The sequence below is a fragment of the Nonomuraea sp. NPDC059007 genome, from assembly GCF_042740555.1.
Taxonomy (GTDB): Bacteria; Actinomycetota; Actinomycetes; order Streptosporangiales; family Streptosporangiaceae; genus Nonomuraea.
Map to the genome: position 1 here is coordinate 102378 of NZ_JBHYJD010000014.1, position 26910 is coordinate 129287.

The following is a 26910-nucleotide window of genomic DNA, read 5'->3' on the forward strand; positions in this document are numbered from 1 at the left end:
CCATGATCGAGCTGGACCGGGCCGGGCGTTCCTTCAAGGTGAAGAGGAACGTCGTGCATGCCGTACACGATCTGTCCTTCACCGTGGCGCCGGGTGAGTTCGTCGGCTACCTCGGCCCCAACGGCGCGGGCAAGTCCACCACCATCAAGATGCTCTGCGGCATCCTCACCCCCACCTCGGGCACGGTACGCGTGGCCGGGCTCGACCCCTCGCGCAGGCGCACGGCCGTGGCCCGGCGCATCGGCGTGGTCTTCGGCCAGCGCACGACGCTGTGGTGGGATCTGCCGCTCAAGGACAGTTTTGAACTGATCCGGCTCCTTTACAAAGTAGATCGCAAGGACTTCCGGGTCCGGCTGGACGAGCTCGTCGAGACGCTCGACCTGAGCGGGTTCATGAAGACTCCGGTGCGCCAGCTCAGCCTGGGCCAGCGCATGCGCGGCGACCTGACCGCCGCGCTCCTGCACGCGCCCGAGGTGCTGGTGCTCGACGAGCCCACCATCGGCCTGGACGTCGTCAGCAAGAACAGCATCCGCGCCTTCCTCCAGCGCGTGAACGCCGAGCGGGGCACCACCGTGCTGCTCACCACCCACGACCTCGGCGACATCGAACGGCTGTGCAAGCGGGTCATGGTGATCGACCACGGCAGGATGCAGTTCGACGGCACGCTGGACGAGCTGATGGCGGGCGAGAACTCCCTGGAGGAGGTCGTCACCCGCCTCTACACCGCGGGCGCTCAGTAGTAGGAGCTCTCCTGCGTCTGCTCGTACTCCTCGTCCATGTCGTCGTAGCGGCGGGCCCAGCGGGAGGGGATCAGCACGGGGATGAACATCGCGACGCCGAGCAGGGCGTAGAAGCCCGAGGTCAGCATCGCCTTGTTGCCCGCGCCCGCCTCGGTGAGCAGCCAGTGCATGGTGGGCTGGTCGGGGATGAGCGACAGCGCGCGTACCGCGTCGAGGGCGTAGACCACCGTCCACGCCAGAAGCACCAGGGACGGGACGAACGTGGCCAGGGGCGAGACCCGCCCCGCCACCACCAGCCCGACCACCAGCCCGACGGCCGCCATGGCCCCGAGCGCGATCCACAACCGCTGCCCGCTCACCGGCGTGCCCATGCCGGCGACGAACGCCTGCTGGACTGCCCATCCTCCGCCTACGAGCACGGCGGCTGTCACCACCAGGCCGAGAAGTAAGCCAGCAAAGTGCCGCAACGTCATCACCTCATGTCAACGCGATCGGCACAGACCCTAGCGACAAAAGCCACAAATCAGCCAGGCATTGGTCACCTTGGGACTACCACAACCACTGCCCCGTGAGAGCATGAGGCAACCCATGCGCGCCCAACTCCCGCTCCGGCTCACCCGCTCGGCCGCCTTCGCCGCGGTCGGCGTGGGACTCGCTGCGCTCGCCCACACCATGGCCGGCGGCGCCGCCCCCACCCCGGGTTTCTTCTGCCTGAGCCTCGCGGCGGTCATGGCGCTGGGCACGGTCCTGTCCGGCCGCGAACGCACCCCGGCCACCATCAACACCGTCCTGATCGCCACCCAGCTCGCCCTGCACACCGCCTTCGGCTACGCGTCCGGCCCCGCGGTCCTCTCCCCGCTGACCGACCCCGAGCACGGCCTCGGCCAGAACACCGGCATGCTCCTCACGCACCTCATCGCCACCCTGCTCACGGGCTGGTGGCTGGCGCGCGGCGAGGGCGCGCTGTGGTCGCTCCTGCGCCGCCTGGGCCGCCGCCTGGTGCTGCTGCTCGTGTGCGTCGTTCCTGCCCGGGTACGGCAGGCCGCCTTCTTCACCTCCCGCCGCGTACCGGTCTGCCCGGCCGTCACGCTCACCGTCAGCAGGCGCGGTCCTCCACTTCCCGCCTGACCATCTGACACCCCTTTCATCCCCTTTCCCTGACAGCGAAGTGGAGACTTCCGCATGTCCTTCCTCCGACGTGCCGCGACCGTGCTCGCCGCCGCCTCAGCCCTCACCCTCGGCCTGGCCGCCCCGGCCCTGGCCCACGTCACCATCAACCCGGGCACCGCCGAGCAGGGCGGGTTCACCAAGGTCGCCTTCCGCGTACCGAACGAGCGCGACGACGCCGGCACCACCAAGATCGAGGTCGCCTTCCCGACCGACCACCCGCTCGCCTTCGTCAGCGTCAAGCCCGTGCCCGGCTGGACCGTCAAGGTCACGGAGAGCAAGCTGCCCCAGCCGGTGAAGACGGAGTTCGGCGACCTGGAAGAGGCCGTCACCAAGGTCGAGTGGTCAGGCGGCAAGATCAACCCGGGCGAGTTCCAGGAGTTCGAGGTCTCGATGGGCCAGCTCCCGAAGGACGTCGACCAGCTGATCTTCCCCACCACCCAGACCTACTCGGGCGGTGAGGTGGTCAAGTGGTCCGACGCCCCCAAGTCCGACGGCACCGAGGCAGAGCACCCGGCCCCCGTCCTGAAGCTGACCCCCGCGACAGCCGACGCCCACGGCACCCCCTCAGCCCCGGCCACCACCGCCCCGGCCGCCAAGCCGTCACTGACCCCGGTAGCGGCCTCGTCCTCTGCCTCCGACAACACCGCCCGCCTGCTGGGCGGCGCCGGCCTGGCAGTAGGCGTCATCGGCCTGGTAGTAGCCGCCCTGGCCCTCCGCCGCCGCCCCTCCTAACCCACCCCGGAAAACCCGGAAAACCCGGAAAACCAGACCCCCGGAACCCACCCTCCAGAGCCCACCACCCCTGGGCCCGACCCCCAAGGCCCGGGCCCAGGACCGAACCCCCAAGCGTTGGGACCCCAACACCCCAAAGACCCCCTGCCTGAACACCTCCCGGTAGCGCACCCCCGGAACGCCCGCCGAAGTCGGGGCACCGCCGCCGCACCCACACCCACACCCACGCTTGTCAGCGCCGCAACGGCGAGACGCGTCACGGTCGAGCCCGGCGCAACACGAACGGCGCCCAGCCCGGCCCCACCCCGTGCGGACCCGCACGCGTGGTTACGGCGGATGGCCACGCCACGGTCCCCGGTCAGCGAAGGGCCGTGACGGTGGGTGCCACGTCCGACGTGAGAAGCGATCCCCCCGACCTGCGCGAGCCCACGTCGGCGGGTGGCGCCCACCTGGCCCGCCGTAAAGGAAAAAAGCTATGAAGATATATCCTTGCCAGAAAACCTCGCCCAGGCGATGGAGAGGAACAGGGCGATGTACGCGGTGAAGGCCAGCAGCCCGCCCGACATGTCGCCGATGGGATCGCGCAACGCCCCGTCGAACCCCGACCAATGCGTCGGCAGCAGGTACGGCGCCAGCCAGTCCAGCTGCGGAAACGCCCGCAGCACCTGCGTGACGATGATCAGCACCAGCGTGGCCGCGATGGCCCCGATCGACACCTCCGTCAGCGTCGACAGCGCCAGCGCGACGGCGGCCAGCGCCGCCATCCCCGCGCTCACGTACCCGACGGTGACGAGGATGCGCAGCAACCCGTCCGCGAAGCTCACGGTCGTCCCCGACAGCAGCGTCACCGGCCCGACAGGGAACAACGCCACCCCCACCACCAGCGCCGACACCGCCACGGCGGCGGTCACGGCGACGGCGAAGATGACCGCGTTGAGGTATTTGACCGCCAGCAGCCGTCCCCGCCCGGCCGGCGCGGCCAGCAGGTAGCGCAGGGTCCCGGCCCCGGCCTCGCCCGCGATCGAGTCACCGGCGACGACCGCGACCGCGATCGGCATCAGCAACGGCACCAGCGCCGACAACGCCACGAACGTCAGCATGAGGCTGTTCCCCGCCGTGGCCGCCAGCAGCGCGCCCATGCCGCCGTCGGCGTCCTCGGTGCCGATGCTCTTCAGCACGATGCCGATGATCACCGGCACCAGCGCGAGCACGCCGAGCATGATGAGGTTGCGCGGACGCCGGAACGTCAGCCCGAGCTCAGAACGCAGCAACCGCCAGAACGCCACCACCCCGCCGGACGGCGCGGGCTCGGACAGCACGGACGGCTCGGGCTCCGGCGGCGCGGCGGCGCGTTCGGCGCTGCGCCGTGTCTCGCTCACCGGCACCAGTCCCGGCGTCCGGCGAGCGCCGGTCTGGGTGTCAGCCGTCGACATCGAACCCCTCCCCCGTCAGTCCCACGAACACGTCCTCCAGGCTCGTGCGCACCACCGACAGCCCGCGTACGGCCACGCCCGCCACGACCAGTTCCGCGTTGATCCGCTCCGGCGCCTGCCCGCCGAGTTCCGCGGTCACGTCGGAGCCCACGCGCACGTCGGGCAGGTCGAGCGCGGTCAGCACCCGTGCGGCCGTTTCCAGGTCGGGGGTGTCGATCCTGATCCGGGCGGCGCGCCCGCCGCTGAGCGAGGCGATGGTGCCCTGGGCGACGAGCCGCCCGGCGCTCATGATCCCGGCGTGGGTGCACATCTGCTCGACCTCGGCCAGCAGGTGCGAGGAGACGAACACGGTCGTGCCCTCGGCGGCGACGTCCTTGACCAGGGCGCGTACCTCGCGGGTGCCCTGCGGGTCGAGTCCGTTCGTGGGCTCGTCGAGCACCAGCAGCAGCCGGGGCCGCAGCAGCGCGGCGGCGATGGCCAGGCGCTGGCGCATGCCCAGCGAGTACGCCCGGTAGCGCTTGCCCGCGGCCGCGGCGAGACCGACCCGCTCCAGGGCCTGCGCGGCCCGCGTCCTGGCGGTCCTGGGCGGCGCGCTCGGGTCGGCGGCGTCGAAGCGCAGCAGATTCGCCTCGCCCGACAGGTACGGATAGAAGGCCGGCCCCTCCACCAACGCCCCCACCGTGGTCAGGGGCGGCATCGTGAAGGTGCCCTCCGTGGGCGCGATCAGCCCGAGCAGCATGCGGATCGTGGTCGTCTTGCCCGAGCCGTTCGGCCCGAGGAAGCCGTAGACGGACCCGCGCGGCACGTCCAGGTCGATCGCGTCCACCGCGACCTGGCCGCCGCGAAAGCGCTTGGTCAGGCCACTGGTGGTGATGGCGGCGGGCGGGGCCGCCCCGGAGGGCGCCCCCGCTTCCAACATGACCTCGGATGTCACTGGCCTGCGACCTTGACGAGCTCGTCAGGGGTGACCGCGCCGGCCAGCAGGCGGCCGTCGTCGGTCAGCAGGGCGGTGACCAGCTTGGTCTTGATCATCTTGCCGGAGCCCCATGCGCCGCTCACCGGGGTCGCCTGGTCGAGGATGAGCTTCGCGGTCTGGGCCTCGCGCGAGTTCGCGTCCTGCCCGTCCTGCTTGAACGGCAGCACCGCCACGCTCGTCCAGCCCTTGCCGATCACCTTGAGCTGCTCGGCGGCCTTCTCGGCCTCCTTGTCGTGGCCGGCCGGCGGCTCGCTCAGCTGGCCGAAATCCTTCTCCTCCACCTTGGCGCCCGCGGGCGGGGTGAAGGCGAAGTTCTCCTCGGCCGGCGGGCTGAACGTCACCTGCGTGAACCCGACCTGGAAAGCCGGTTCCGCCGAGCCCTTGGCGAACACCTGCACCTGCAGCGGCTGGTAGTTCTCGCCGTCCAGGGCCAGGCGCACCTCCTTCACCAGCGAGCTCTGCGCCTTGGGCGTCAGCACCAGCTGGTAGACGGAACGGCCGGCGACCTCGGCGGTGTTCGTCACCGAGACGCCCGTGTCCTCGTTGACCCGGTCCAGGAACGTCTCGGCGACCTGCTGCGGCGTCAGGTCCGTCGGGCTCGGCGTCGCAAGCGGCTCCTTCCGCTGCTCGGACTTGGCGGGCAGCTTCACCTTGGTCGCGGTGTTCGTGCCGCTGTCCCAGTACCAGGTCTGGTCGCCGTTGACGATCAGGTTGGTCTCACTCATCTGGCCGGGCAGGGCGATCCTCAGCCGGTCCTGCGCGCCGTACCAGACCTTGACCTCGTGCGAACCGGACAACAACGCCAGCGGCGAGGCCGCACCACCCTGGGCGGGCAGCGCGGGCAGGCCGAGCGAAGCCGTCTGCTGGACCGTGCCCGACATCGGCGGCGGCCCACCCGCCTTCTTGACCGCCGCGGCGGCATCGGCCAGCAACTGCTCGGCCGTACGTTCGGGCAGGACGGGCTCGCCGCTGACGGCGGCGATCACGGGACCGGCGCCGACCGCCGCCCCGATCACGGCGGCGGCCGCGATCGGGACCCCCCACCTCACGATCGTTCCTCTGCGCATCTCACTCCTTCACGGTATGCGGATGTTCCCACCGTGGTGCATCGGTCCTTAGGTGATCCTGAGAGCGTCTGAGAGCCCTCTCAGCTCCCCCCGGCCCGTTGTTGCGGTCTCCCGCCCTATCCGTTACGGCGAAGCCGCCGCCCACGCCACCCGCCGACGTGTGTCGGCGCAGGTCGGGGGGATCGCTTCTCACGTCGGACAACTCCCCGCCACAACGGCCCCCTTACCCAGCCACCCCGGCCCAGGCCGGCCTCCGCACACCTTGCGCCGACCTCCACCGCACCCCGTCCCGCCGCACCGGCGCCCATAAGCGTCGGGGTGCGCGGGAGCGTCGAGACCGCCCAAAGCGCTCGCCGACCATCCCGGAACGCCGCGCCCTCGGACGCCGCGCCCCCAAGCACCGCGTGCCCCGGACACCGCGTGCCCAGGCCGGGCGCCGCGCGTCTTGCGCCGGGCTGCGCCGTGCCCCGTCCCTCCGTACCGGCGCTCTTCAAGCGTTGGGGGTGTCCGTGGCGCGGGGCACCGCTTCAGGGGGCTGGCTGCGTGCGGAGACGGCTTGACCGGGGGTGCGTGGGGTGGGTGGGCTGAGAGGGTTCTCAGGCGGGGGTGCCTACACTCCAGGGCATGAGGGTTCTGGTCGTCGAGGATGAGCGGCGTATGGCGGCGGCGCTGCAGCGTGGTCTGCAGGCGGAGGGGTTCGCCGTGGATCTGGCCCACGACGGCGAGGAAGGGCTGCACCTGGCCCGCAACGGCGAGTACGACGTGGTCGTCCTGGACATCATGCTGCCCCGCCTGTCCGGCTACAACGTCTGCAAGCACCTGCGCGCCGAGGAGAACTGGGTGCCGATCCTGATGTTGTCGGCCAAGGACGGCGAGTACGACATGGCCGACGGTCTCGATCTCGGGGCCGATGACTATCTGACCAAGCCGTTCTCCTACGTGGTGCTGGTCGCGCGGCTCAGGGCGCTGCTCAGGCGGGACGCGGGCCGGCGGCCGGCCGTTCTGACCGCCGGGGATCTGTCGCTGGACCCGGCCCGGCGGCGGGTGGAGCGTGGCGAGTCGCAGGTCGAGCTGACGCCGCGGGAGTTCGCGCTGCTGGAGTACCTGCTGCGGCGGCGGGACGAGGTCGTGTCGAAGTCGGAGATCCTGGAGCACGTCTGGGACACCTTCGACACCGACCCGAACGTCGTCGAGGTCTATGTCGGCTATCTCCGCCGCAAGATCGACGCCCCGTTCGGCAGGAACGCGCTGCAGACCGTGCGCGGCGCGGGCTACCGCCTGGCCGGCGACGGTGGCTGACTCGCCGCTGGCCTGGTGGCGGCGGCAGGGGCTGCGGTTCCGGCTGACCATGGTGGCCGCCGCGGTGCTGGCGCTGGCGCTGGCGATCTCGGCGTCGGTGCTGCTCAGCGTGCTGCAGCGGGCGCTGCTCGGCACGGTGGAGGACTCGTTGCGCCAGCAGGCGCAGACGGTGCGGGTCAAGGCCGACAACGAGACGCTGACCAGCCCGATCGTCACCCATGACGGGACGATCGTGCAGGTTCTGGAGCGCGACGGCCGGATCGCGAACGTCACCTACGGCGCCGACCGGCTGGTCCCGCTGCTGGACGCTCCGGCCAGGCAGCGTGCGCTCAAGGGCGAGGCGCTCTATCTGGACGGCCGGCCGTACGCGATCCCCGGGCCTCTGCACGTCGTGGCGGTGAGCGCGGACCGGGGCCGCACGGTGCTGGCGGCGCGCCCGATCGGCGAGATCGTCCAGAGCCTGGGTGTGGCCGGGAAGGTGCTGTTCGTGGGCACGCCCGCGCTGGTGGTGCTGCTGGCCGCGGCGAGCTGGCTGATCATCGGCAGGACGCTTCGGCCGATCGCCGCGCTGCGCAGGGGCGCCGCCGACATCACCCACACCGCCCGCTCGCGCCGCCTGCCGGTGCCGCAGGCCCGCGACGAGGTGCACGCGCTGGCGCTCACGCTCAACGACATGCTGGCCCGCCTGGAGGAGGCGGAGAAGCGCCAGCGCTCGCTGGTCTCCGACGCCTCCCACGAGCTGCGCAGCCCACTGGCCAGCATCCGCCTGCAGCTGGAGGTGGCGCTGGGCCATCCGGAGGGCGCCGACTGGCAGGAGACGGCCGAGGGCGTGCTGGAGGACACGTTGCGCCTGTCGCGCCTGGCCGAGGACCTGCTCGCGCTGGCCCGCCTCGACGAGCGCGGCGGCCGTCCGGCCCGCCGCGAGCCGGTCGGCCTCGACGAGGTGGTACGGCGCTGCGTCGAGCGCTACGGCGAGGCCCACCTGGTGGCCTGCGACCCGGTCCTGGTGACCGGCGACGCCCTCGACCTGACCAGGGTGCTGACGAACCTGCTGGACAACGCCGTCCGCCATGCCGCATCCAAGGTGGAGGTGGCGCTGACGGCCGACGGCGTGCTGACCGTGACCGACGACGGCCCCGGCATCCCGCCGGAGGACCGCGAGCGCGTCTTCGACCGCTTCACCCGGCTGGACTCGGGCCGGGGCCGCGACGAGGGCGGTGCGGGGCTGGGACTGGCCATCGTGCGGGAGACGGTGCACGCGCACGACGGCCGCGTGTACCTGGAGGACGCGCTGCCCGGCCTGCGCGTGGTGGTGGAGCTCCCCGCCGCCCGCAAAAACCCGGAGAAGCCTGCAAAAGCGCATAAAGCGGATCGATAGCGCCTTCCCCTACGCTCCCCCGGACGGACGCGCGCCGTCCGCGATCAACGAACGTGAAGGAAACACCATGCGCAACATCCTTATCGCCCTGGGCCTGGCCGCGGCTCTCGCGGGCGGCACCGTGGCGGTCGCCTCCACCGCGGCGGCCAAGCCGGTCACCGGCTGCGAGGGCAAGCCGCTGTGCGACGACGACGACATGCACTGGCCCAACCCGATCGGCTCGCCCACTCCCAAGACCTGACCGGTCAGCGCGCGCGGGCGAGGGCCTCGGCGGCCTTCGCCCGCCATGGTTCGGCGCCGATCTCCTCGAACAACGCGTACGCCTCCTGAAGGTGTGACTCGGCGGCCCGTTCGCCGCCCTCCATCATCAGCAGCCCGAGGTTCAGCCGGATCCGGCCGGAGATGAGCCGCTCCCCCAGCCGCTCGGCGAGGTCCAGCGCCGCCGCCAGCGTCCCCTTGGCCTGGTCGGGCTGGCCGAGCGCGATCCTGGCCTCGGCGATGCCCTGCATGACGTAGGCCTCGCCGATCCGGTCGCGGACGTCGCGCACGATCACGGCCGCCGCCTCGAACGCCTCCAGGGCCCGCCGGCCCTCGCCCTTCAGCAGCGCGAGGCGGCCGATGGAGTTGAGTGCCTGGGCCTCGCCGCGTGGCACGCCCTCCTCCCGGAAGATCTCCAGCGCCTGCTCCAGCAGGGGGCTGCCCTCGTCGAGCGTGCCCCGTTCCAGGTGGATGACGGCCAGGTTGACCAGCGCGTGGGCCTCGGCGGCCCGGTCGCCGACGGCGCGCAGCAGGGGCAGGGCCTGTTCGTAGCGCTCCCTGGCGGCGGCGATGTCGCCGCGCATCCGCTCGACCATCGCCATGTTCCGCAGGGCCAGGGCGCGGCCGTGGGTCTCGCCGATCTCGTCGAACAGGTCGAGCGCCTCGGTCAGCATGGGGTGGGCCTCGCCGTACCTCTGCTGGAAGACGGCGAGTGAGCTCAGCGAGTAGACCATCGCGCCCTCGCCGCGGATGTTGCCCGCCTCGCGGCAGGCCTTGAGCGCGAGTTCGCTGACCGCGCGCCACTCGTCGAAGTAGCCGTGGGTCTCGAACAGGGTGATCGCGGTCATCGCGATGCTCCAGCACAGCTCGTCCAGGCCGTGCGCGGCGGCCTGGCGCACGAGCGCGAGCAGCGTGGCGCGCTCGCCGTCGAGCCAGGTCAGCGGGTCGTCGCCGATGAGCGCGTCGGCCAGCGTGGGCGCGAAGGGACCGGATCCCGCCTTGCCGCGCAGGAGCGTGAAGTGGCCGCCGTAGTAGCGCTCGTGGGCGCGCTCGCTGAGGCGGACGAAGGCGGAGCAGGCACGCTCCAGGGTGGCCAGCCGCTGCTCGCGGCGTTCCTCGGTCTGCGCGCGCTCGCCGGCGAAGGCGCGTACGAGATCGTGGATGGCGTAGTGGCCGCCTCGGACGGTCAGCAGGGACGCGCCGACGAGCTCGTCGAGTGCCTGCTCGGCGTCGCCGTCGAGCAGCGCGCCGGCCATCCAGGCGGTCGTCTGCGGGCTGTCGAGCAGTCCGATCCGCCGGAAGAGGGTACGCGCCCGCGCGGACAGGCCCCGGTAGGACACCTCCAGGCTGGCCCGGACCTCCAGGTCGCCGTGGCTGAGCACGTCGAGCATGGTACGTGAGTCGCTGAGCAGGCCGACCAGGGTCTCGATCGTCCACTGGGGGCGCACGGCCAGCCGGGCGCCGGCGATGCGCAGCGCCAGGGGCAGGCCGCCGCACTGGGCGGCGAGCCTCCTGAGCGCGTCGGGTTCCGCGGCGGCGCGCCGTTCGCCGACGTCGCCCATGAGCAGCCGGACGGAACCGGCGTCGTCCAGGACCTCCAGCCTGATCACCCAGTGCTCGGCCATCCCGATGGGGCGCTCGCGGCCGGTCACCAGCACGCCGCAGGGCCCGCCGCCGGGCAGCAGCGGCCAGATCTGCTCGAAGGATCCGGCGTTGTCGAGCAGGACGAGCAGCCTGCGTCCGGCGACCGTGGAGCGGAACAGGGCGCCGCGTTCCTCGGCCGAGCGCGGGATGGCGCTGACGCCGAGCGCGCGCAGGAACATGCTGAGCACGTCGGTGGCCTCGGTCTGCCCGTCGCGCAGGTCCACGTAGAGCTGGCCGTCGGGGTAGTGCGAGGACAGCTCGTGGGCGGCGTGCACGGCCAGTTCGGTCTTGCCTACGCCGGCGCGGCCCACGACGGCGGCCATGGGCAGCGGCCCGTCCGCGCCCGAAGTGGCCAGCATGCCGGTGAGCCTGGCCAGCTCGGCGGAGCGGCCGGCGAGCGTGGAGATCATCGGCGGGAGCTGGCGCGGCACCGGCGTGAGCCTGACGGGCGGCGCGGGCCGGTCGAGCTCGTCCTCCTGGTTGAGGATGGCCAGCTCCAGGCGGCGCAGCTCGTCGCTGGGCTCCAGCCCGAGCGTGTCGAGGAGCATCTCGCGGTAGGCGCGGAAGGCGTCCAGCGCCTCGGCCTGCCGTCCCGAGCGGTACAGGGCCAGCATCAGGTGGTTGTGCGGCCGCTCGCGCAGCGGGTGGGCCTCGACCAGCCGCCGCAGCTCGCCGACCAGCTCCAGGTGGCGCCCGAGCCCCAGTTCCAGCTCGACGCACTGCTCGTTGGCCAGCAGCCGGCGTTCCTCAAGATCATGGACCATCGGCCGGATCAGGTCGCTGTCCACGTCGGACAGCGCCGGCCCGCGCCACAGCGCCAGCGCCGCGCGCAGCGTGCGCGCGGCCCGCTCGGGCTCCTCGCCGCGCGCCCGCGTGATCAGATCGTCGAACTCGGCCAGATCCAGCCGCGCCGGCTCCACCTTCACGACGTAGCCGGGCGAGCGCGTGATCAGCGTGTGGTACGGCTGCGCCGTGTCGTGAAGCACGCGGCGTAGCTGCGAGATCCGGATCTGCACCTGGTTGCGCGCGGTGCCCGGCGGGTTCTCCCCCCAGGCCGCCTCGATCATCCGCTCCAGCGGGACGACCCGGTTCGCTTCGAGCAGCAACATGGCCATGACGACCCGCTGGAGGCTGCCCCCGAGATGGAGCTCCTGTCCCTCGTGTTCGACCAGCAGCGGTCCGAGAATCTTGAATCGCATCCGCTCTCCTCCGCCGGTGATGCTTCCAAGCGGGTGTTGCACAAGATCTGCACTCTGATCGCAACCCAGCTAGGCACGGGGATACTACGCGAGCCGAGCTATCTCGGCGAGTGCGGATCGGGCGGATGCGGCGTCGTGAACCCGGAAGACCCGGGCTCCCTGGAGCGCGGAAACGGCGAGTGTCGCGATGGTCCCCGCGTGCCGCCGATCCACCGGCAGCCCGCCGAGCGTCTCGCCGACGAAGTCCTTGTTGGACACCGCCACGAGGACGGGCCATCGCGTGGCCACCATTTCGTCCAGGCGTCTGCTGACCTCCAGCGAGTGGAAGGTGTTCTTGCCGAAGTCGTGGGCCGGATCGATGAGGATCGCGTCGCGGGCCACGCCCGCGGCCACGGCGCGCTCGGCCAGGTCGACGGTGTAGCCGATGACGTCGTCCACCACGTCGGCGTAGGCGATGCGGTGCGGGCGGGTGCGCGGCTCCACGCGACCTGCGTGCGCGCACACCAGGCCGGTGCCGTGGCGGGCGGCCACCTCCGCGAGGCCGGGGTCGACGCCGCCCCAGGTGTCGTTGAGCAGATGGGCTCCGGCGCGGGCGACCACCTCGCCCACCTCGGCGCGCCAGGTGTCGACGCTGATCAGGAGGCCGGGGTGGCGTTCGCGCACCGCCTCGACCAGGTCGGCCACGCGGCGGATCTCCTCGGCGGCGTCGACGTCGTCGCCGGGGCCCGCCTTGACGCCGCCGATGTCGACGATGTCGGCTCCTCCGGCCACGGCCTGGTCCACGGCGTCGAGCGCGGCGGCGAAGCCGTACGTGCGGCCTTTGTCGTAGAAGGAGTCTGGCGTGCGGTTGACCACCGCCATGATGGCGAACTGCCCGGGGGCGAAGGTGCGCTCTCCCAGGCGCAGCGTCCCGGTCATCAGAGGTTCCGCCGTCCGCCGAGGTGGCGACCGGGACGGGCGCGTCGGCCCGCGAGGCCTAGCCCATTACCGGCAAAGTGCGCCGGCAGGCCTTGCGGAGCCGCGTCCGGGTCGTCCAGGCCGGCGCGCGGGCCGGCTGCATCGAACTGGAACCTTGTCTTCTGGGGCCTGAAGCCCCGTCCCGTCGCGGATACCGGATCCCCTCCGCCCTGGCCGGGTGGCGGGCCCGCCTCTCGGACGTGGGTCGCGCGTGCGTCCGGGAAGGCAGTCGGTAGTCGGGTCATGCACAGAATGTTAGGCGGCACTTCCCTTCTCCGCCGTCGCCAGGAAGTCCTGGGCGCTCAGCGGCAGTCTCTTGCGGGCGTGCACGACGGCGATGACGCGCCGCACCGCGGGTTCCAAGGAGCGCACGACCAGGCCCGCACGGACGGCCATCTCGGCCAGGCCCCGATACCACAGCAGGGAGGCCTGTCCCGTTCTGACCGCGTTCAGCCAGCCGTTGCGCTCGTCGGTCTCGAGCACCACCACCGGGGTGACCGCGAACTTGCCGAACATGGCGTCCAGCTCCCTGCGCCGCAACGATCCTCGTGCGGGCAGTGCCAGGCGCATGCCGTGGAGACGGCCCATGGGGACCGGATCCGGCAGGTCGAGGCCCGGCGGGGAGATCAGCACGATCTCCTGCCGTTCCAGCGGATGGGTGATCAGGTCCGTGGGGACCGGGAGGTCCGTCAGGCCGAGGTCGGCCCTGGCCTCCCTGATGGCCGTGACGACTCCGTCGCGGCCGTCACATCGCACGATCTGCACGCGAACCCCTGGATGCTCGGCGGTGTAGGCGGGCACCAACCGGCCCGCCAGTCCGGCTTCCAGGCTGGGAGTGGCGGCGATCCGCAGCTCCACCTCAGGGGATCCGCCGTGGCTCGCGAGCGCTTCGATCTCGCTTACGGCATCGAGTGCCTCCCTTGCCAGCTTGATGACTCTCCTGCCCTGCGCCGTGACCACGACGCCCCGACCCGAACGCGCGAAAAGCGTCATGCCCAGCTCGCGTTCAAGGTCCCGAATCGCCCGCGAAAGCGCAGGTTGCGCGATGTAGAGCGATCTGGCCGCGTCGGTCATTGTGCGGTGCTCCGCAGTTGCGACCACATAGCGGAGCTGCTGCAGATTCATGCCACTGAAGCTAGGACAACAGCCCCCGCCCGGTCCGGCACATAGCGGAGATCACCTCGAATGATTTCGGACCGTAACCGAGTACGCCCACATCCGTGACGGGTGATAAATCAGTATGCTTCTGCCCCAAATTCGGCAAAGGTCCGGTCTTGTCGGCAACGGGGTGAAGGGAGTTCACGGTGACGGGGAACGGGCAGCACCCACCGCCGCCCCACGGGCAGGGGCAGCCCCAGATTCCACCGTCGCGTCCGTGGCCGCCTCCGGGCTACCGAAAGCCGCAGGAACAGCCGTCGCCGCCCCAGGGGCCGTCCTATCCGCCGCCTCCGCCCCAGGGGCACCCGCCGCAGGGCCGTCCGCCGTACGGCCGGCCCGCGCCGCCCCAGGGCCCACCACCGCAGGGCCCGCCCGCGCCGCCCCAGGGCCGTCCCCCTTACGGACAACCGCAAGCACAACCGCCCTACCCGCAGCCTCCTTACGGACAACCGCAAGGACAACCCCAAGCACGGCCGCAAGGGCAGCCCCCGTATCAGCAGGCACCGCACCGGCAGCAGCCGTACCCGCAGCCGCCCCGGCCCCCGCAGGGCGGGTGGCCGCCGCCCCCGCCGCCGCCGGGGCAGTTCCGGCAGTGGCCGCAGCCGCAGCGCAAGAAGTCCGGCAGCACGGCCGCCGTGCTCGGCGCGGTCTTCGGCGTGGTGGCGGTGATCGGGGTGCTGCTCGTGGTCGGTTCCGCGCTGCTGATGGGCGGCGGGTCGCGTACCGAGACCTCGACGCCGATCGCGGTGCCGACCTACACGCCCCCGACGCGCAGCCACACCAGGGAGCCGATCCGGCCCACCCGGCGCCCGACGCCCACCGAGACGCGGTCGGAGGACACCGAGACCCGGCCCGACGACACCGAGACGGTCAACCCGCCCGCCCAGGTGAAGCTCGACACGAGCCTGAAGACCAACTCCATGTACCGGGCGGGCGCGCTGCCGCGCACGACGTGCCGGGCCGGCAACACCAGCATCTTCAGCCACAGCCAGCTCAAGGCACTGATCCTGAAGACGGGCAGGTGCATGGACCAGGCGTGGGGGCCGATCCTGAAGCGCCAGGGCATCGGGTGGAGCCCGCCGGGCTACGCGATCGCCGCCAAGCGCGGCCGGGGCGCCTGCGGGGACTACCCGTCGCCGGGCAGCATCGTGCCGTACTACTGCCCGCGCAACAACACCATCTACGCCTCCACCTCGGCCATGGCCAAGGGGAACGGCAACGCCCTCGGCTACGGCCAGATCGTGCCGTGGAACGGGGCGATCATCAGCATGATGGCCCACGAGTACGGCCACCACGTGCAGAACATCAGCGGCGTCATGAACTCCTGGTGGTCCAGGACCCTGGACTCCACCAGCCGCAGCGGGAAGCTGGCACTGAGCAGGAGGCTGGAGCTCCAGGCCACGTGTTTCGGCGGCATGTTCATGAAGGCCGTGGCGCCCAGTTACCCGATCAGCGCGGGCAACCGCGCCAAGCTCTTCTGGTTCTACTCCCGGGTCGGCGACCATCCCGGATACCCCCGCGACCACGGCTCTCCGGCCAACAACCACCGCTGGTTCCGCCAGGGCTGGGACCGCAACCAGGCCCTCCAGTGCAACACCTGGATGGCCTCTTCGTCCTCGACCTCCTGAGGTCATCCTTCGTTCATCTCAGATTGGCCAGTTGTCTGTGATGTCCCTTTATGGGGGCTAGAATCTGGCAATCTTGTGCAACCGGGGGCAAAGTCATGGGTTTTGCCTGGTAAATGCTTGAAGGAGCCGGTGTGACGAAGGACGAAGAGGTCGGCACCGTGCCCGCGGACAGGAAACGGCGGGCAACACGCCGCACCCGCGGCGCCCGGCCGGCCGGGGAGGGCAGGCCCAAGTCCGCCGCCCCCCGCTTCGCCAAGCCCCTCACGCTCGCCTCCGTCCTCGGCTGGACGATGCTCTCCGTCCTCGTGCCCGGCGCCGCACACCTGCGCGCCGGGCGCCGTCGTATCGGGCTGACGCTCATCGGCGTCTACGCCGTCATCCTGCTGACCGCGCTGGCCATCGTCCTGATCAACATGACCCGGCCCGGTATCTTCATCGGCTGGACGACCGCGATCACGGTCCTCGCGGCGGTGGGCGCGCTGGCGTGGTTCGCGCTCATGCTCGCCTCCTACATCGCGCTGGGCCCCAGCAAGCTCGGGCAGCAGGGGCAGATCGTCTCCGGCATCGCCGTCGGCATCCTCGGCGTCGCCGTCATGTCGCCCTTCGCCCTGACCGCCCAGCTCGTGATGAGCGGCCAGGACGCGCTCCAGCAGATCTTTCCCAGCGGCCAGAAGGACCCCGACATCGCGCCGGTCAAGCAGGAGGACCCCTGGAACGGCCGCGACCGCGTCAACTTCCTGCTGGTCGGCGGCGACGGCGCGGGCAACCGCGACGGGGTGCGCACCGACAGCATGACCGTGGCCAGCGTGCACGTGCAGACCGGCAACACGGTGTTGTTCAGCCTCCCGCGCAACCTGCAGCACATACGCTTCCCGGCCGGCACCCCGATGGCCAAGCACTTCCCCAACGGCTTCCAGGCGGAACTGCCCAACGGCGGCCTGCTCAACGAGGTCTGGAAGTTCGCCAACGACAACCCGCAGGTCGCCGGCGGCAAGAACAAGGGCCCCCGCGTCCTCATGGACGCCATCGGGCAGACACTCGGCCTCAAGATCGACTACTACGCCCTGGTCAACATGTACGGCTTCGCGTACCTGGTCGACGCCATCGGCGGCCTCAAGATCCGCGTCGAGCGGGACATCCCCTGGGGCGGCCTGTACGGCACCGCCGGCACCATCAAGGCCGGCACCCGCGTCCTGTCCGGCGAGGAGGCCCTGTGGTACGGCCGCTCCCGCGTGGGCAGCGACGACTTCTCCCGCATGGCCCGCCAGCGCTGCGTCATCGGCGCCTTCGCCCAGCAGGCCACGCCCATGAAGGTGCTGAGCAACTTCGAGAAGGTCGCCCGCGCCGCCAAGCGCATGGCCTCCACGAACATCCCGCACGAACTGCTGGAGCACCTGGTCAACCTGGCCGTGAAGGTGAAGGGGGCCAGGATCACCAGCCTGCAGTTCGTGCCGCCGGAGTTCTACTCGGGCCGCCCCGACTGGATCAAGATCCGCAAGGCGTCGGCCAAGGCGCTCACCGACTCGCTGAAGCCGGCCCGCAAGACGCAGGTCGCCAACGCCTCGGCCGCCCCCTCGGCCTCCGGCACCCCCACACGGAACGGCGCCGCCGCCCCGGCCGAGACCCCGACCCGCAACACCAACAAGTCCGCCAAGAGCCTGTCGGAGCTCTGCGGGCTGAGCTAACGGGCCGGAAGACCCGGCTAGCGGCCGGCCGGCGAGCCGGCCTCGTCGGGCCAGAGGCCGTTGGAGTCGCGCAGCTCGGCCACCTCCCTGCGCAGCGCGGCGAGCTCGTCCAGGATCAGCCGGGCCGACATCTCGGCGTGGCTCTCCAGCTCGGCGCGCTCCTCGGCCGACTCCTCCTCCATGGCGCTGACGACCACCGCCATGAACAGGTTCAACACCACGAACGAGCACAGCAGGATGAAGACCACGAAGAACACCCACGCGCCCGGGTGGACGGTCATGACCTCGCGGGCGATGTCGGGCCACGCCTCGCCGGTCATGGTCTGGAACAACGTGAACAGGGACGTCTGCAGGTCGCCGAAGTAGGCGGGGGCGGTCGCGCCGTACAGCTTGGTGCTCATGACCGCGGCCACGTACAGGACCAGCGCCAGGAGCACGACGATGGAGCTCATCCCCGGCATGGCGCGGAGCAAGGCGGACACGACCCGCCGCAGGCTCGGGACGGCGGAGATGAGGCGCAGCGCGCGCAGGACCCGCAGGGCCCGCAGCACGGACAGGTTGCCGCTGGCGGGGGCCAGGGCGACGCCGACGATGAGGGCGTCGAAGATGTTCCACGGGTCGCGGAAGAACCGGGAACGCTCCACGTAGAGCTTGGCCAGCAGTTCGGCGACGAAGACGTAGAGGGCGGCGTGGTCGATGACGCGCAGGGCCGTGCCGTATTCGGCGACGATCGAGGGGAAGGTCTCGAGGCCGAGTGTGGCCGCGTTGACGAGGATGACGGTGATGATGATGCGCTGGAAGCGCTGATGTTCGATACAGGCGCGAATGCGGTCACGCACGTGCAGGCTCCCCAAAGGTTGATCAAGACCCGTCCATGATGACGTAACACTTATGGACGGTAGATAAACAGTTGATCAACGCATCGGAGTCAGACGGAACACCCGTAACTCCCGTCCCGATACCCGCGTGTAGTGGTCGTAGACCGGCCACATCGCCAGCAGGTCCGGCCAGGCGGCGGCCCGCGCCTCGCCCTCCAGCAGGGTCGCGAGGACGGGGAAGGTGGCGCCGCGGAAGCTCACGGCGGCCTCGGGGGTCTTGAGCAGATTGCCGGTCCAGGAAGGGTGTTGCGGGCGGCCGTAATTGCTACCCACGACGAGCATGCTTCCGTCCCGCTCGGGAAGGCAGGCCAGCGGCGACGAGCGCTTCTGGCCGCTCTTGGCGCCGGTGGTGACCAGCAGCAGCACGGGGGTGACCACGTCGCTGGCGAGCCGGCCGCGGGTGAGCCGGTGCACGAGGCGGTCCATGCGCGGCACGACCACGGGCGCGACCTTGGGGAACCACGACGTCGCCGACAGCCACTGGAAGAACGCCTTCACCCGGCCCACGCTAGGACACAAGCAAGCGCTCGGTCAACGGTCTCATGTGGTAGAAAACGCTCCTATGGCTTATCCCCACGGCCCCTCCCCCTACGGCCCGCCGCCGATGACCCACCCGAACGGGACCACGATCCTCGTGCTGGGCATCCTCAGCCTCGTGATCTGCCTGTTCCTCGGGCCGTTCGCCTGGGCGATGGGCAACAAGGCGCTGCGCGAGATCGACTCCAGCGGCTACTACTACGAGAACCGCGGCAACGTGAACGCCGGCCGCATCTGCGGCATCATCGGCACCTGCCTCATGGGCCTGATCGTCGGCGGGTACATCCTGCTGTTCGGCTTCGCCCTGCTGGCCGGCGCGTTCAGCTCCTGACCCCGTAGCGGCCGATCCCGTTCTCCAGCAGGTCGAAGGCGGCTTCGGCCTGCCTTCTGACGTCGGGCAGGATCTCCCCCCAGCTCTCGCCCGCCTGCTTGCGGCGTACCGCGAGCCTGGACAACATCCGGGTGACCGACAGGATCTGCGCGGCCACCAGCCGGGGTGACAGGTCGTCGGGGTCGGCCTCGACGTCCTCGGCCACCGTGCGTGCCAGCCGCAGGTCCGTGGCGTCCTCCAGTTCCCGCATCCTGGCCATCAGCGAGGGGCTGTCGCCGACCAGCTTGCCGAACTCCTCGGCGCCCTCGTTGAGCCCGTAGCGCCAGTCGCCCGTGTCGAGGGCGTCGAGGAAGTCGCGGCGGAAGGCGGCCAGCACGCTCTCGCCGCGCCCGCGCTCGCGCACGACCTTGCTCGGCAGGTCCTCGACCTCGTCCCAGCGGTCCATGAACAGGTCTTCCTTCGTGCGGAAGTAGTTGAAGACCGTGTTGACCGAGACGTCGGCGGCCCGCGCGACCTCCGCCACCGTCACGTTCTCGAACCCCCGCATCATGAACAGCCCCATCGCCATGTCCGCGATGCGCTCCCTCGTCTCACGCTTCTTGCGCTCGCGCAGCCCTTCTTCCATGCCTTCAATGCTACCAAGTTTGCAGTGACACCAAAATTTCAGTTACCCTAAAAATATGTTGACCACAAAGGGCCTCGGCAAGACGTTCAAGAGCGGTGTGGAGGCCGTACGCGGCGTCGACCTCCACGTGGACGAGGGCGAGATCGTCGGCTTCCTCGGTCCCAACGGCGCGGGCAAGACCACCACCATGCGCATGCTCACCACGCTGCTCACCCCCACCGCGGGCAGCGCCACCGTCGCCGGGCACGACCTGCTGTCCGACCCGCGCGCCGTACGCCGCCGCGTCGGCTACGTCTCCCAGCACGGCGGGCTCAGCCTCGCCGGCCCCGTCGGCGAGGAGCTCGAACTCCACGCCATGCTGTACGGCCTGTCCCGCCCGGCCGCCCGCGCCAGGATCGCCGACGTCCTGGCCCGCCTGGAGCTGACCGGCCTGGAATCGACGCCCGGAGCCGCCCTGTCCGGCGGGCAGCGGCGCCGCTTCGACATCGCCTTCGGCCTGGTCCACGACCCGGTCCTGCTCTTCCTCGACGAGCCCACCACCGGCCTGGACCCGCAGAGCCGGGCCAACCTGTGGACCCACATCCGCGCCCTGCGCGAGGGCGGCGCCACCGTCTTCCTGACGACCCACTACCTCGACGAGGCCGACGCCCTGTGCGACCGCATCGTCATCATCGACCATGGCGTGGTGGTGGCCGAAGGCACCCCGTCGCAGCTCAAGAGCGGCGGGCGTACCCTCGACGAGGCCTTCCTCGACATCACCGGCCGCTCGCTGCGAGAGGACGTGACCGCGTGAGCGCCGCCGCGATCCGCGAGACCTGGCTGCTGTTCCACCACACGACGCGCAACAGCCTGCGTCACAAGGTCGGCCTGCTGGTCGCCGCCGTGCAGCCGCTGTTCTTCCTGGTGCTGTTCGGGCCGATCTTCGCCACGTTCGGCGACTGGGAGACGTTCGTGCCCGGCCTGATCGTCCAGCTCGGCCTGCTGAGCGCGGGCCTGGCCGGCTTCGGCATCGTCTTCGACTGGCGCTCGGGCGTGCTGGAGCGCCTGCGCGTCACCCCCGCCTCACGGCTGGCCCTGCTGCTCGGCCGGGTGCTCAACGACGCGTTCACGCTGGTGATCCAGACCGTGCTGCTGGTGGCCGCGGCCTACGCGCTCGGGCTGCGGGCGCCGGTCGCCGGGGTGCTGGCGGCGATGGTGCTGGTGGTGGTGCTCGGGGTGAGCCTGGCGGCGCTGTCGTACGCGGCCGCGCTCACGCTCGACGAGCACCTGTTCGCCCCGGTGATGACGACAGCCGTGGTGCCGCTGATGCTGCTGTCGGGGGCGTTCCTGCCCATGTCGATGGCGCCGGGCTGGCTGGAGGCGCTCTCGCGCGTCAGCCCGTTCCGGCACGTGCTGGAGGCCATGCGGGAGTTGTTCGCCGGGCACTACTGGAACGCGACGGTCGTCACCGGCCTCGCCGTCGTCGTGGTGTTCACGGCGGTGAGTCTGGTGATCGGGGCCCGGGTCTTCCATCGCGAGAACGCTTAGGCGGGCCGTAGGGCTCGATCTTGGGGTCGGAGAAGGGCGGGCCGGCTCTGCGGCCCGCCTCCTCTGTCACCCGCAGGCCGTACAGGCCGAGGTCGGGGTCGATGAGCACCAGCCCGTAGGCGATGTCGACGTCCTCCTCGGCCAGGCCGAGCCTGCTGATCGCGTCCTCCAGCGTCGCGCCCGGCGGCAGCCGTACGGTGATGAGGACCATAGCCCTCAGGCTACGCTCTTGGCCCTGCGCTGCAGCGCGGCGATGATCCCCGCGGTGTCGACGATGCCGTAACCGTAGTCGTAGTCGAAGCCGACCTCGCTGCGGTCCTCGGCCGTACGGCGCAGCAGGGCCCGCAGCTGCGCGGGCGACAGCCGCGAGGACGGCCAGCGGGTGCGGACGGCGGCGACCAGGCCCGCGGCCACCGGACAGGCGGCAGAGGTGCCGGAGTCGGGCTCGGTGTCGCCGAAGGCCTTGGAACCGGAGAAGTGGGTGTAGGCGCAGATGTCCGGCTTGCGGGCGGTCAGCCGGCCGGGTCCCTGCGAGGAGTAGCCGACCCGCTCGCCGCCGACGTCGACGCCGCCGATCGACAGCGCTCTCGGGTGGGAGTTGGCGCCGACGATGGGCCGGTCGGGGTAGGCGCAGCGGCCGTCCTTGCACTCGCGCCCGCAGTTGCCCGCGGCGAACAGCACGTCGGCGCCCGCCCGGTCGAGGCTGGCCACGATCAGGTTGAACGGGTGGGCGGCGTTGTCGGAGTAGTTGCCGGGGTGGCCGACGGGGAAGTCCCAGGAGGGCGAGAACGACCCCCAGGAGTTGCTGATCACCAGCGACCTGGAGTCGGCGGGCTGGGCGTCCAGGACGGTGCGCAGGTGCGCGAAGGCGGCCACCGCGTCCGACAGCAGCCCGTCGAGCGCCGAGCCGCCCGGCCGGGTCGACAGCAGCACCGGGATGTCGATGAGGCTGGCCTGCGGCGCGCCGATGAGCGTGTCGAAGGCGCACATCGTGCCGTGGTCGACCTCGAACTCCCCCGGCCGTCCGGTGACCCCGGCGGGGTTCCAGCTGCGCTCGGCGTCGAGGGTGACGCCGCGCCCGAGGTGCCTGGCCACGTGCGCGGCGTTGATGCCGGTGTCGAGCACGGCCAGCGCCACCCCGGAGCCGTCGAGCCCCTCGGCGGCAAGACCGGCGGCGTTGATCAGCCGCTCGACGTCGTGCCAGTCGCCGACCGGAGGGTCGCCGCCGCAGGTCAGGCTGGACTCGATCACCGGGTCGGCGAAGACGCCGACCACGTCGGGGCGGATCGTGGGCAGCATGGTGACGCGGGTGGCCAGTTCGTCGTCGGAGATCGTGCCGCGGACGAGCACCGAGGCGTCCTCGGCGGCCAGGGAGAAGTCGAGCGGCTGGTTGAGCGAGAGGGGGTCGCCGCCGGGCAGGGGGACGGGCCGTGGCACGGCGACGGGAACGAAGGCGGAGTCGAGTTCGACTCCGGGCAGTCCGTCGGCGACGTCTGCCGTGGTGGCCGTCTGGCCGGGGTCGGCTACCGCCGCGACCAGATCGGGAGAAGGGCGGAGCTGAATCAGAACCCGCATGGGGACACCACCGAACGTTTGGAGGGAACGAACCTCCCAACATTCCTTCATCCATCGCGGCGCGTCCAGCGCATCGTCACAGGTTTGACCTGCTGAAATGCCCCATAGCTCACTAACAGGACGACATTTGTTCTGGGGCGTCAGCCTTCCTTGGTTTCGGTCCGTAAACTACGGTGAGTCGTCATGACCACCCAGGTGCTGGCCGCCCCTCAGGAGTCCGCTTCCGGGCATTGGCTGGCCGTGCGACCGCGCCTCATACTCGCCAGCGCGTTCATGCTTTTCCTCGAACTCGCGCTGATCCGGTGGACAGGCTCGAATATCGTCCATTTGAGTTATTTCACGAACTTTGTCCTGCTCGGCTCCTTTCTCGGCATCGGGCTGGGATTCCTGCGGGTCGGGCGGACCAAGCGGCAGCCGTACTATTCGCCGGTCGTGCTCGCGGTGCTGGTCAGCGTGGTGCTGGCCTTCCCCGTGACCGTCAACCGCGACACCGAGGGCGTCCTGTACTGGACGAGCCTGTCCATGGAGGGGCCGCCGGCCTGGGTCACGCTGCCCATCGTGTTCGTGGCCGCCGCGCTTGCGCTCATGGGGCCGGCCGAGCTGGTCGGGCGCTGCTTCCCCGAGCTGCCCCGGCTGGAGGCCTACCGCTACGACCTGATCGGCAGCCTCACCGGCATCGGCGTCTTCACCGGCCTGTCGTTCCTGTCGGCGCCGCCCGTGGTCTGGGGGACGATCGCGGCCGTCTGCTTCCTGCTGCTGCTGACGCCGAAGCCGTGGGTGCCGTACTGGGGGCTGGTGGCGCTGCCCGCCATGCTCGTGGCCGGGCTGCTGGCCGCCGAGAGCGTCACCGCCGGCGCCCTGTGGTCGCCTTACTACAAGGTGACCTACAAGCGGATGCCGTACCAGATGCCCGTCTACGACATCTCGGTCAACGGGATTCCGCACCAGCAGGCCATGCCGGCCGAGACGCGGCTGCAGATCGAGCGGCAGTACGCGCTGCCGTACGAGCGGGCCGCCGCGCCGCCGCGCGAGGTCCTCATCGTGGGCGCCGGCAGCGGCACCGACGTGGCCATCGCGCTGTCCAAGGGGGCCACCTCGGTCGACGCGGTCGAGATCGACCCCAAGCTGCGCCAGCTCGGCGGCGAACTGCATCCGGACAAGCCCTACTCCGATCCGCGCGTGACCACGCACATCACCGACGGGCGGGCCTTCCTGGAACAGACCGACCGCAGGTTCGACCTGATCCTGTTCGCGCTGCCCGACTCGCTCACGCTGGTGCCCGGGGCCAGCTCGCTGCGGCTGGAGAGCTACCTGTTCACCGAGGAGGCGATCAAGGCCGCCCGTGAACGGCTCAAACCGGGCGGGGCGTTCTCCATGTACAACTACTACCGCGAGAGCTGGCTGGTGGACCGGCTGGCCTCCACCGTGCAGAGCGCCTTCGGCCACAAACCCTGCGTGGACGTGGTCAGCACCGCCGGGCACCAGGCCGTCATCACCTCGGGCGTCACGCCGCAGGCCCAGCGCTGCGCCGCCGAATGGGCGGGCGCCGCGGCAGGGACGCCCGCTCCGGCGCCCGACGACCGGCCCTTCCTGTATCTGAAGGACCGGACGATCCCGGCGATCTACCTGATCACGCTGGGCCTCATCCTCCTCGTCAGCCTGCTGGCGGTGCGGGTGGTGGCGGGGCCGTACCGGAGAATGCGCCCTTACGCGGATCTTTTCCTGCTCGGCGTGGGGTTCCTGCTCCTGGAGACCAAGAGCGTGACGGGCTTCGCGCTGCTGTTCGGCACGACGTGGGTGGTCAACGCGGTCGTCTTCGCGGGGGTGCTGGTCGCCGTGCTGGCCGCCGTCGAGGTGACCCGCCGCTTCCGCACCCCTCCCCTGAGGGTGATGTACGGCGTGCTGCTGGCCGGCCTCGTCCTGGCCTGGCTGGTGCCGAACGCGTGGCTGCTGTCGTTGCCCACGCCGCTGCGCGCGGTGGCGGCGGTGACGGTCGCCTTCCTGCCGATCTTCGCGGCGAACGTGGTGTTCGCCAAGCGGTTCGCCGACTCGGCCGACGCCACGACGTCCTTCGGCGCCAACCTGCTGGGCGCGATGGTCGGCGGCTGCCTGGAGTACGTGGCGCTGGTGATCGGCTACCAGAGCCTGCTCATCGTGGCCGGGCTGATCTACCTGGGCGCCTTCGTCCTGCTGCCGCGCAAGAACGCCGCCCTCGTGTGAGGGCGGCTCAGGCCGGGGACGGGGCTGTGGGTGCTGTGGCGGGCGGGCGGTAGGCGACCCGCCACAGCGCGGCGGCGAGCAGGACCGCGACGACCGCCCAGGCGGGCAGCGGTCCGCCCAGCAGCCCCAGCAGCACGGGGACCGCGGTGGCCGGCAGCGCCCACGCCCAGATCCACAGCCGCCGCGCCCCGGTGGCGACGCCGATCACGGCGGAGGCGGCGAAGTACACGGCCAGGCCCGCGCACAGCACCCACCGGATCCCGGGGTGCAGGTGCTCGACGGGCTGGGCCACGACGGCGCCGAGCCCGGCCGCCGCCGCGACGAGCCCGGCGGTCATGACGAAGTGGGCGGGCAGCGCGACGGACGGCGGCAGTCCCCGCTCGCTCGTCTCGGGCACGGCGGTCACGCCGTACTGCAGCGTCACCCACCACAGGCACACGACCAGCGCGAAGGAGCCCGCGGCCGCGAGCTTGAGCTCGGTGCTCCAGTCCTGGCCACCGGCCTCGACGACGATCTGCATGACCGCCTCGCCGAGCACGATGATCACGAACAGGCCGAGCCGTTCGCCGAGGTGCGCGGTGTGCAGGACGGCCTCGTAGGGGGCGGGTATCTCGCGCGGAGGGCGGCGGCCGTCGCCGTCGTGCCGCCTGGCGCGCTCCTTGAGCCGTTCGGACTGCGTCTTCAGAGCCTGCAGGAGCCGTCCGGGGTGGCGGGCGTTCTGGAGGGTGAAGAGCAGGTCGAGCAGGATGCCGAGCGCCCACAGCCAGTAGGTGACGGGGGCGGGGGTCCAGAAGGAGACGATCCAGGGGGCCAGGCCGGCGCCGAGCTGGGCGGCGGGCCACGAGGTCACGACGGCCCCCGAGCTCTGGATGGAGCGGGAGCCGCTGAGCCGGCAGACGACGTAGGCGATGGCGAACCAGTCGTCGTGGTTGCCGCCGCCGGGCACGGCGTGCGCCACGTCGGGCGCGGCGGCGGCCATCACCGCGATGCCGAACATGCCGATCAGCATCGCGCGGGTGCGGGTCTTGCCCGCGCGGACGTTGGCGTAGATCGTGAAGGAGGTCCAGATGCTCCAGATCGCGTAGTAGAGCATCACGAACAGCGCGACGCCCGGCCAGGCCGGATGGAGCAGGCGGTGGGCCAGCTGGGCCACCGCCACGACGACGACCAGGTCGAAGAAGAGCTCCAGCCAGCTCGCGTGGCGGTCCGCCGTTTCAGTCGCGCCTACGTCACTCACGCCTACCGAGAATAGAACTCCACCACGAGCTGCTCCTCGACGGGGATGGCGATCTGCTCGCGCTGCGGCTTGCTCACCAGCGTGAAGCGCAGTTCGGACAGCTCGACGGAGAGGTACCCGGCGGGGCGGTCGTCGGCGTAGATGCCCTCGGCCGCGGCCACGAACGGCTGCATCGCGCGCGACTTCTGGCGTACGGCGATGACCTGGCCGGGCTTGACGAGGTAGCTCGGGATGTCGACCTTGCGGCCGTCCACGGTGATGTGGCCGTGGTTGACGTACTGGCGGGCGGCGTAGATCGACGGAGCGAGCCCGGCTCGCAGCACGAGGGAGGCCAGGCGGGTCTCCAGCAGGGTCACCAGCTCGGCGCCTGACGCGCCTTCCTTGCGTACCGCGAGGTCCCAGTAGCGGCGCAGCTGGCGCTCGGAGACGTCGTAGTACCAGCGCAGCTTCTGCTTCTCCATGAGCCGCATGCCGTAGTCGCCGGTGTTGCGGCGGCTGGTCTTCCTGCCGTGCTCTCCGGGCGGGTACGGCCGCGCCTCGAAGTACCGCACGGCTTTCCTGGTCAGAGGGACGCCTGCCCGTCGGGACAGCCGCACCTTCGGCCCGGTGTAGCGCATGTTCACCTCAATGTGGTTAGGTAATACTTACTTAGGCAA

General features: G+C 71.0%; 25 protein-coding genes and 1 pseudogene. 12 read left to right on the forward strand and 14 right to left on the reverse strand.

Annotated elements, in window-relative coordinates:
• Window positions 1-2 precede the first annotated feature (2 nt).
• A pseudogene (locus ACFWY5_RS24215) lies at window positions 3-683 on the forward strand (ATP-binding cassette domain-containing protein); the annotation flags it as partial.
• A gap of 50 nt (window positions 684-733) precedes the next feature.
• On the opposite strand, the gene ACFWY5_RS24220 reads toward ACFWY5_RS24215, so the two are convergent.
• Window positions 734-1207, reverse strand: a complete 474-nt coding sequence (locus tag ACFWY5_RS24220) for a hypothetical protein (protein ID WP_379616363.1) — start codon at window positions 1205-1207, stop codon at window positions 734-736.
• A 121-nt stretch (window positions 1208-1328) separates the two neighbouring features.
• On the opposite strand from ACFWY5_RS24220, the gene ACFWY5_RS24225 reads away from it, so the two are divergent.
• Window positions 1329-1868 carry an MFS transporter gene (locus ACFWY5_RS24225; protein ID WP_379634498.1) on the forward strand — a complete coding sequence of 180 codons (540 nt, stop codon included), beginning with the start codon at window positions 1329-1331 and terminating at the stop codon, window positions 1866-1868.
• A 54-nt stretch (window positions 1869-1922) separates the two neighbouring features.
• Window positions 1923-2642: a YcnI family protein gene (locus ACFWY5_RS24230; protein WP_379616367.1), complete on the forward strand. Its 720-nt coding sequence runs from the start codon at window positions 1923-1925 to the stop codon at window positions 2640-2642.
• Between the two features lie 473 nt (window positions 2643-3115).
• Here the strand turns inward: ACFWY5_RS24230 and ACFWY5_RS24235 are convergent, their stop codons facing one another.
• From ACFWY5_RS24235 to ACFWY5_RS24245, 3 genes are read right to left on the reverse strand one after another with little or no spacing between them, the layout of a single operon-like run.
• Window positions 3116-4075 carry an ABC transporter permease gene (locus ACFWY5_RS24235; RefSeq protein WP_379634500.1) on the reverse strand — a complete coding sequence of 320 codons (960 nt, stop codon included), beginning with the start codon at window positions 4073-4075 and terminating at the stop codon, window positions 3116-3118.
• The gene (locus tag ACFWY5_RS24240; protein WP_379634502.1) at window positions 4062-5009 is read right to left on the reverse strand and encodes an ABC transporter ATP-binding protein; all 948 of its coding nucleotides are present in this window, start codon (window positions 5007-5009) and stop codon (window positions 4062-4064) included. The genes ACFWY5_RS24235 and ACFWY5_RS24240 overlap by 14 nt, the downstream gene beginning before the upstream one ends.
• Complete coding sequence (locus ACFWY5_RS24245) at window positions 5006-6100, reverse strand: outer membrane lipoprotein carrier protein LolA (RefSeq protein WP_379634504.1); 1095 nt, start codon at window positions 6098-6100, stop codon at window positions 5006-5008. The genes ACFWY5_RS24240 and ACFWY5_RS24245 overlap by 4 nt, the downstream gene beginning before the upstream one ends.
• Before the next feature lie 642 nt (window positions 6101-6742).
• Here ACFWY5_RS24245 and ACFWY5_RS24250 point away from each other — a divergent pair.
• From ACFWY5_RS24250 to ACFWY5_RS24260, 3 genes are all read left to right on the forward strand, one after another.
• Entirely contained in the window at window positions 6743-7417 is a 675-nt protein-coding gene (locus tag ACFWY5_RS24250; protein WP_379634506.1) for a response regulator transcription factor, read from the forward strand.
• The gene (locus ACFWY5_RS24255; protein ID WP_379634508.1) at window positions 7410-8795 is read left to right on the forward strand and encodes a sensor histidine kinase; all 1386 of its coding nucleotides are present in this window, start codon (window positions 7410-7412) and stop codon (window positions 8793-8795) included. Before ACFWY5_RS24250 ends, ACFWY5_RS24255 begins: the two co-directional genes overlap by 8 nt.
• Window positions 8796-8862: 67 nt before the next feature.
• Window positions 8863-9036, forward strand: a complete 174-nt coding sequence (locus tag ACFWY5_RS24260) for a hypothetical protein (protein ID WP_379634510.1) — start codon at window positions 8863-8865, stop codon at window positions 9034-9036.
• A 4-nt stretch (window positions 9037-9040) separates the two neighbouring features.
• Here the strand turns inward: ACFWY5_RS24260 and ACFWY5_RS24265 are convergent, their stop codons facing one another.
• The 3 genes from ACFWY5_RS24265 to ACFWY5_RS24275 all read right to left on the reverse strand — a co-directional run bounded on the left by ACFWY5_RS24265 (window position 9041) and on the right by ACFWY5_RS24275 (window position 13978).
• Window positions 9041-11896 (reverse strand): BTAD domain-containing putative transcriptional regulator, encoded by a 2856-nt coding sequence (locus ACFWY5_RS24265; RefSeq protein ID WP_379616381.1) that lies wholly within the window; start codon window positions 11894-11896, stop codon window positions 9041-9043.
• 84 nt (window positions 11897-11980) lie between these two features.
• Window positions 11981-12814: a dihydropteroate synthase gene (folP, locus tag ACFWY5_RS24270; RefSeq protein WP_379634513.1), complete on the reverse strand. Its 834-nt coding sequence runs from the start codon at window positions 12812-12814 to the stop codon at window positions 11981-11983.
• Window positions 12815-13108: 294 nt separating this feature from the next.
• On the reverse strand, window positions 13109-13978 hold the full coding sequence (locus ACFWY5_RS24275) for a LysR substrate-binding domain-containing protein (RefSeq protein WP_379616385.1): 870 nt from the start codon (window positions 13976-13978) through the stop codon (window positions 13109-13111).
• 668 nt (window positions 13979-14646) lie between these two features.
• Between ACFWY5_RS24275 and ACFWY5_RS24280 the strand changes: the two genes are divergently transcribed.
• Window positions 14647-15639, forward strand: a complete 993-nt coding sequence (locus tag ACFWY5_RS24280) for a neutral zinc metallopeptidase (protein ID WP_379616387.1) — start codon at window positions 14647-14649, stop codon at window positions 15637-15639.
• A gap of 131 nt (window positions 15640-15770) precedes the next feature.
• Window positions 15771-17324, forward strand: a complete 1554-nt coding sequence (locus ACFWY5_RS24285; protein WP_379616389.1) for an LCP family protein — start codon at window positions 15771-15773, stop codon at window positions 17322-17324.
• A 17-nt stretch (window positions 17325-17341) separates the two neighbouring features.
• Here ACFWY5_RS24285 and ACFWY5_RS24290 read toward each other — a convergent pair whose 3' ends face one another.
• Together ACFWY5_RS24290 and ACFWY5_RS24295 are read right to left on the reverse strand one after the other, a co-directional pair.
• Entirely contained in the window at window positions 17342-18163 is an 822-nt protein-coding gene (locus tag ACFWY5_RS24290) for an ion transporter (protein WP_379616391.1), read from the reverse strand.
• A 75-nt stretch (window positions 18164-18238) separates the two neighbouring features.
• Window positions 18239-18700, reverse strand: coding sequence for a nitroreductase family deazaflavin-dependent oxidoreductase (locus ACFWY5_RS24295; RefSeq protein ID WP_379616393.1), 462 nt, complete (start codon window positions 18698-18700; stop codon window positions 18239-18241).
• 64 nt (window positions 18701-18764) lie between these two features.
• On the opposite strand from ACFWY5_RS24295, the gene ACFWY5_RS24300 reads away from it, so the two are divergent.
• Window positions 18765-19070: a DUF4190 domain-containing protein gene (locus tag ACFWY5_RS24300; RefSeq protein ID WP_379616395.1), complete on the forward strand. Its 306-nt coding sequence runs from the start codon at window positions 18765-18767 to the stop codon at window positions 19068-19070.
• Here ACFWY5_RS24300 and ACFWY5_RS24305 read toward each other — a convergent pair.
• Window positions 19060-19695 (reverse strand): TetR/AcrR family transcriptional regulator, encoded by a 636-nt coding sequence (locus ACFWY5_RS24305; protein WP_379634515.1) that lies wholly within the window; start codon window positions 19693-19695, stop codon window positions 19060-19062. The two genes, ACFWY5_RS24300 and ACFWY5_RS24305, sit on opposite strands and share 11 nt — an antisense overlap.
• A 55-nt stretch (window positions 19696-19750) precedes the next feature.
• Here ACFWY5_RS24305 and ACFWY5_RS24310 point away from each other — a divergent pair, with 55 nt between their 5' ends.
• Both ACFWY5_RS24310 and ACFWY5_RS24315 read left to right on the forward strand, forming a co-directional pair.
• Window positions 19751-20488 carry an ABC transporter ATP-binding protein gene (locus ACFWY5_RS24310; protein WP_379634517.1) on the forward strand — a complete coding sequence of 246 codons (738 nt, stop codon included), beginning with the start codon at window positions 19751-19753 and terminating at the stop codon, window positions 20486-20488.
• The gene (locus ACFWY5_RS24315) at window positions 20485-21222 is read left to right on the forward strand and encodes an ABC transporter permease (protein WP_379616401.1); all 738 of its coding nucleotides are present in this window, start codon (window positions 20485-20487) and stop codon (window positions 21220-21222) included. Before ACFWY5_RS24310 ends, ACFWY5_RS24315 begins: the two co-directional genes overlap by 4 nt.
• Here the strand turns inward: ACFWY5_RS24315 and ACFWY5_RS24320 are convergent.
• Together ACFWY5_RS24320 and ACFWY5_RS24325 are read right to left on the reverse strand one after the other, a co-directional pair.
• On the reverse strand, window positions 21167-21433 hold the full coding sequence (locus tag ACFWY5_RS24320) for a hypothetical protein (protein ID WP_379634519.1): 267 nt from the start codon (window positions 21431-21433) through the stop codon (window positions 21167-21169). The genes ACFWY5_RS24315 and ACFWY5_RS24320 overlap by 56 nt on opposite strands.
• Before the next feature lie 5 nt (window positions 21434-21438).
• A complete protein-coding gene (locus ACFWY5_RS24325; RefSeq protein WP_379634521.1) occupies window positions 21439-22797 on the reverse strand; it encodes a S8 family serine peptidase in 1359 nt (452 codons plus the stop codon).
• A 183-nt stretch (window positions 22798-22980) separates the two neighbouring features.
• Here ACFWY5_RS24325 and ACFWY5_RS24330 point away from each other — a divergent pair, with 183 nt between their 5' ends.
• Complete coding sequence (locus ACFWY5_RS24330) at window positions 22981-25017, forward strand: spermidine synthase (RefSeq protein ID WP_379616407.1); 2037 nt, start codon at window positions 22981-22983, stop codon at window positions 25015-25017.
• A 7-nt stretch (window positions 25018-25024) separates the two neighbouring features.
• On the opposite strand, the gene ACFWY5_RS24335 is transcribed toward ACFWY5_RS24330, so the two are convergent.
• Window positions 25025-26254: a low temperature requirement protein A gene (locus tag ACFWY5_RS24335; RefSeq protein WP_379634523.1), complete on the reverse strand. Its 1230-nt coding sequence runs from the start codon at window positions 26252-26254 to the stop codon at window positions 25025-25027.
• 2 nt (window positions 26255-26256) lie between these two features.
• Complete coding sequence (rpsD, locus tag ACFWY5_RS24340; RefSeq protein ID WP_379616458.1) at window positions 26257-26871, reverse strand: 30S ribosomal protein S4; 615 nt, start codon at window positions 26869-26871, stop codon at window positions 26257-26259.
• Between the last annotated feature and the right edge of the window lie 39 nt (window positions 26872-26910).

Bases quoted from the DNA above. Each gene is read 5' to 3' on its own strand.
- ACFWY5_RS24265 (WP_379616381.1), bottom strand. From the start codon at position 11,896: ATGCGATTCAAGATTCTCGGACCGCTGCTGGTCGAACACGAGGGACAG.
- ACFWY5_RS24330 (WP_379616407.1), top strand. From the start codon at position 22,981: ATGACCACCCAGGTGCTGGCCGCCCCTCAGGAGTCCGCTTCCGGGCAT.
- ACFWY5_RS24225 (WP_379634498.1), top strand. From the start codon at position 1,329: ATGCGCGCCCAACTCCCGCTCCGGCTCACCCGCTCGGCCGCCTTCGCC.
- folP (WP_379634513.1), bottom strand. From the start codon at position 12,814: ATGACCGGGACGCTGCGCCTGGGAGAGCGCACCTTCGCCCCCGGGCAG.
- ACFWY5_RS24235 (WP_379634500.1), bottom strand. From the start codon at position 4,075: ATGTCGACGGCTGACACCCAGACCGGCGCTCGCCGGACGCCGGGACTG.
- ACFWY5_RS24305 (WP_379634515.1), bottom strand. From the start codon at position 19,695: ATGGAAGAAGGGCTGCGCGAGCGCAAGAAGCGTGAGACGAGGGAGCGC.
- ACFWY5_RS24300 (WP_379616395.1), top strand. From the start codon at position 18,765: ATGGCTTATCCCCACGGCCCCTCCCCCTACGGCCCGCCGCCGATGACC.
- ACFWY5_RS24250 (WP_379634506.1), top strand. From the start codon at position 6,743: ATGAGGGTTCTGGTCGTCGAGGATGAGCGGCGTATGGCGGCGGCGCTG.
- ACFWY5_RS24230 (WP_379616367.1), top strand. From the start codon at position 1,923: ATGTCCTTCCTCCGACGTGCCGCGACCGTGCTCGCCGCCGCCTCAGCC.
- ACFWY5_RS24320 (WP_379634519.1), bottom strand. From the start codon at position 21,433: ATGGTCCTCATCACCGTACGGCTGCCGCCGGGCGCGACGCTGGAGGAC.
- rpsD (WP_379616458.1), bottom strand. From the start codon at position 26,871: ATGCGCTACACCGGGCCGAAGGTGCGGCTGTCCCGACGGGCAGGCGTC.
- ACFWY5_RS24325 (WP_379634521.1), bottom strand. From the start codon at position 22,797: ATGCGGGTTCTGATTCAGCTCCGCCCTTCTCCCGATCTGGTCGCGGCG.
- ACFWY5_RS24310 (WP_379634517.1), top strand. From the start codon at position 19,751: ATGTTGACCACAAAGGGCCTCGGCAAGACGTTCAAGAGCGGTGTGGAG.
- ACFWY5_RS24275 (WP_379616385.1), bottom strand. From the start codon at position 13,978: ATGAATCTGCAGCAGCTCCGCTATGTGGTCGCAACTGCGGAGCACCGC.
- ACFWY5_RS24260 (WP_379634510.1), top strand. From the start codon at position 8,863: ATGCGCAACATCCTTATCGCCCTGGGCCTGGCCGCGGCTCTCGCGGGC.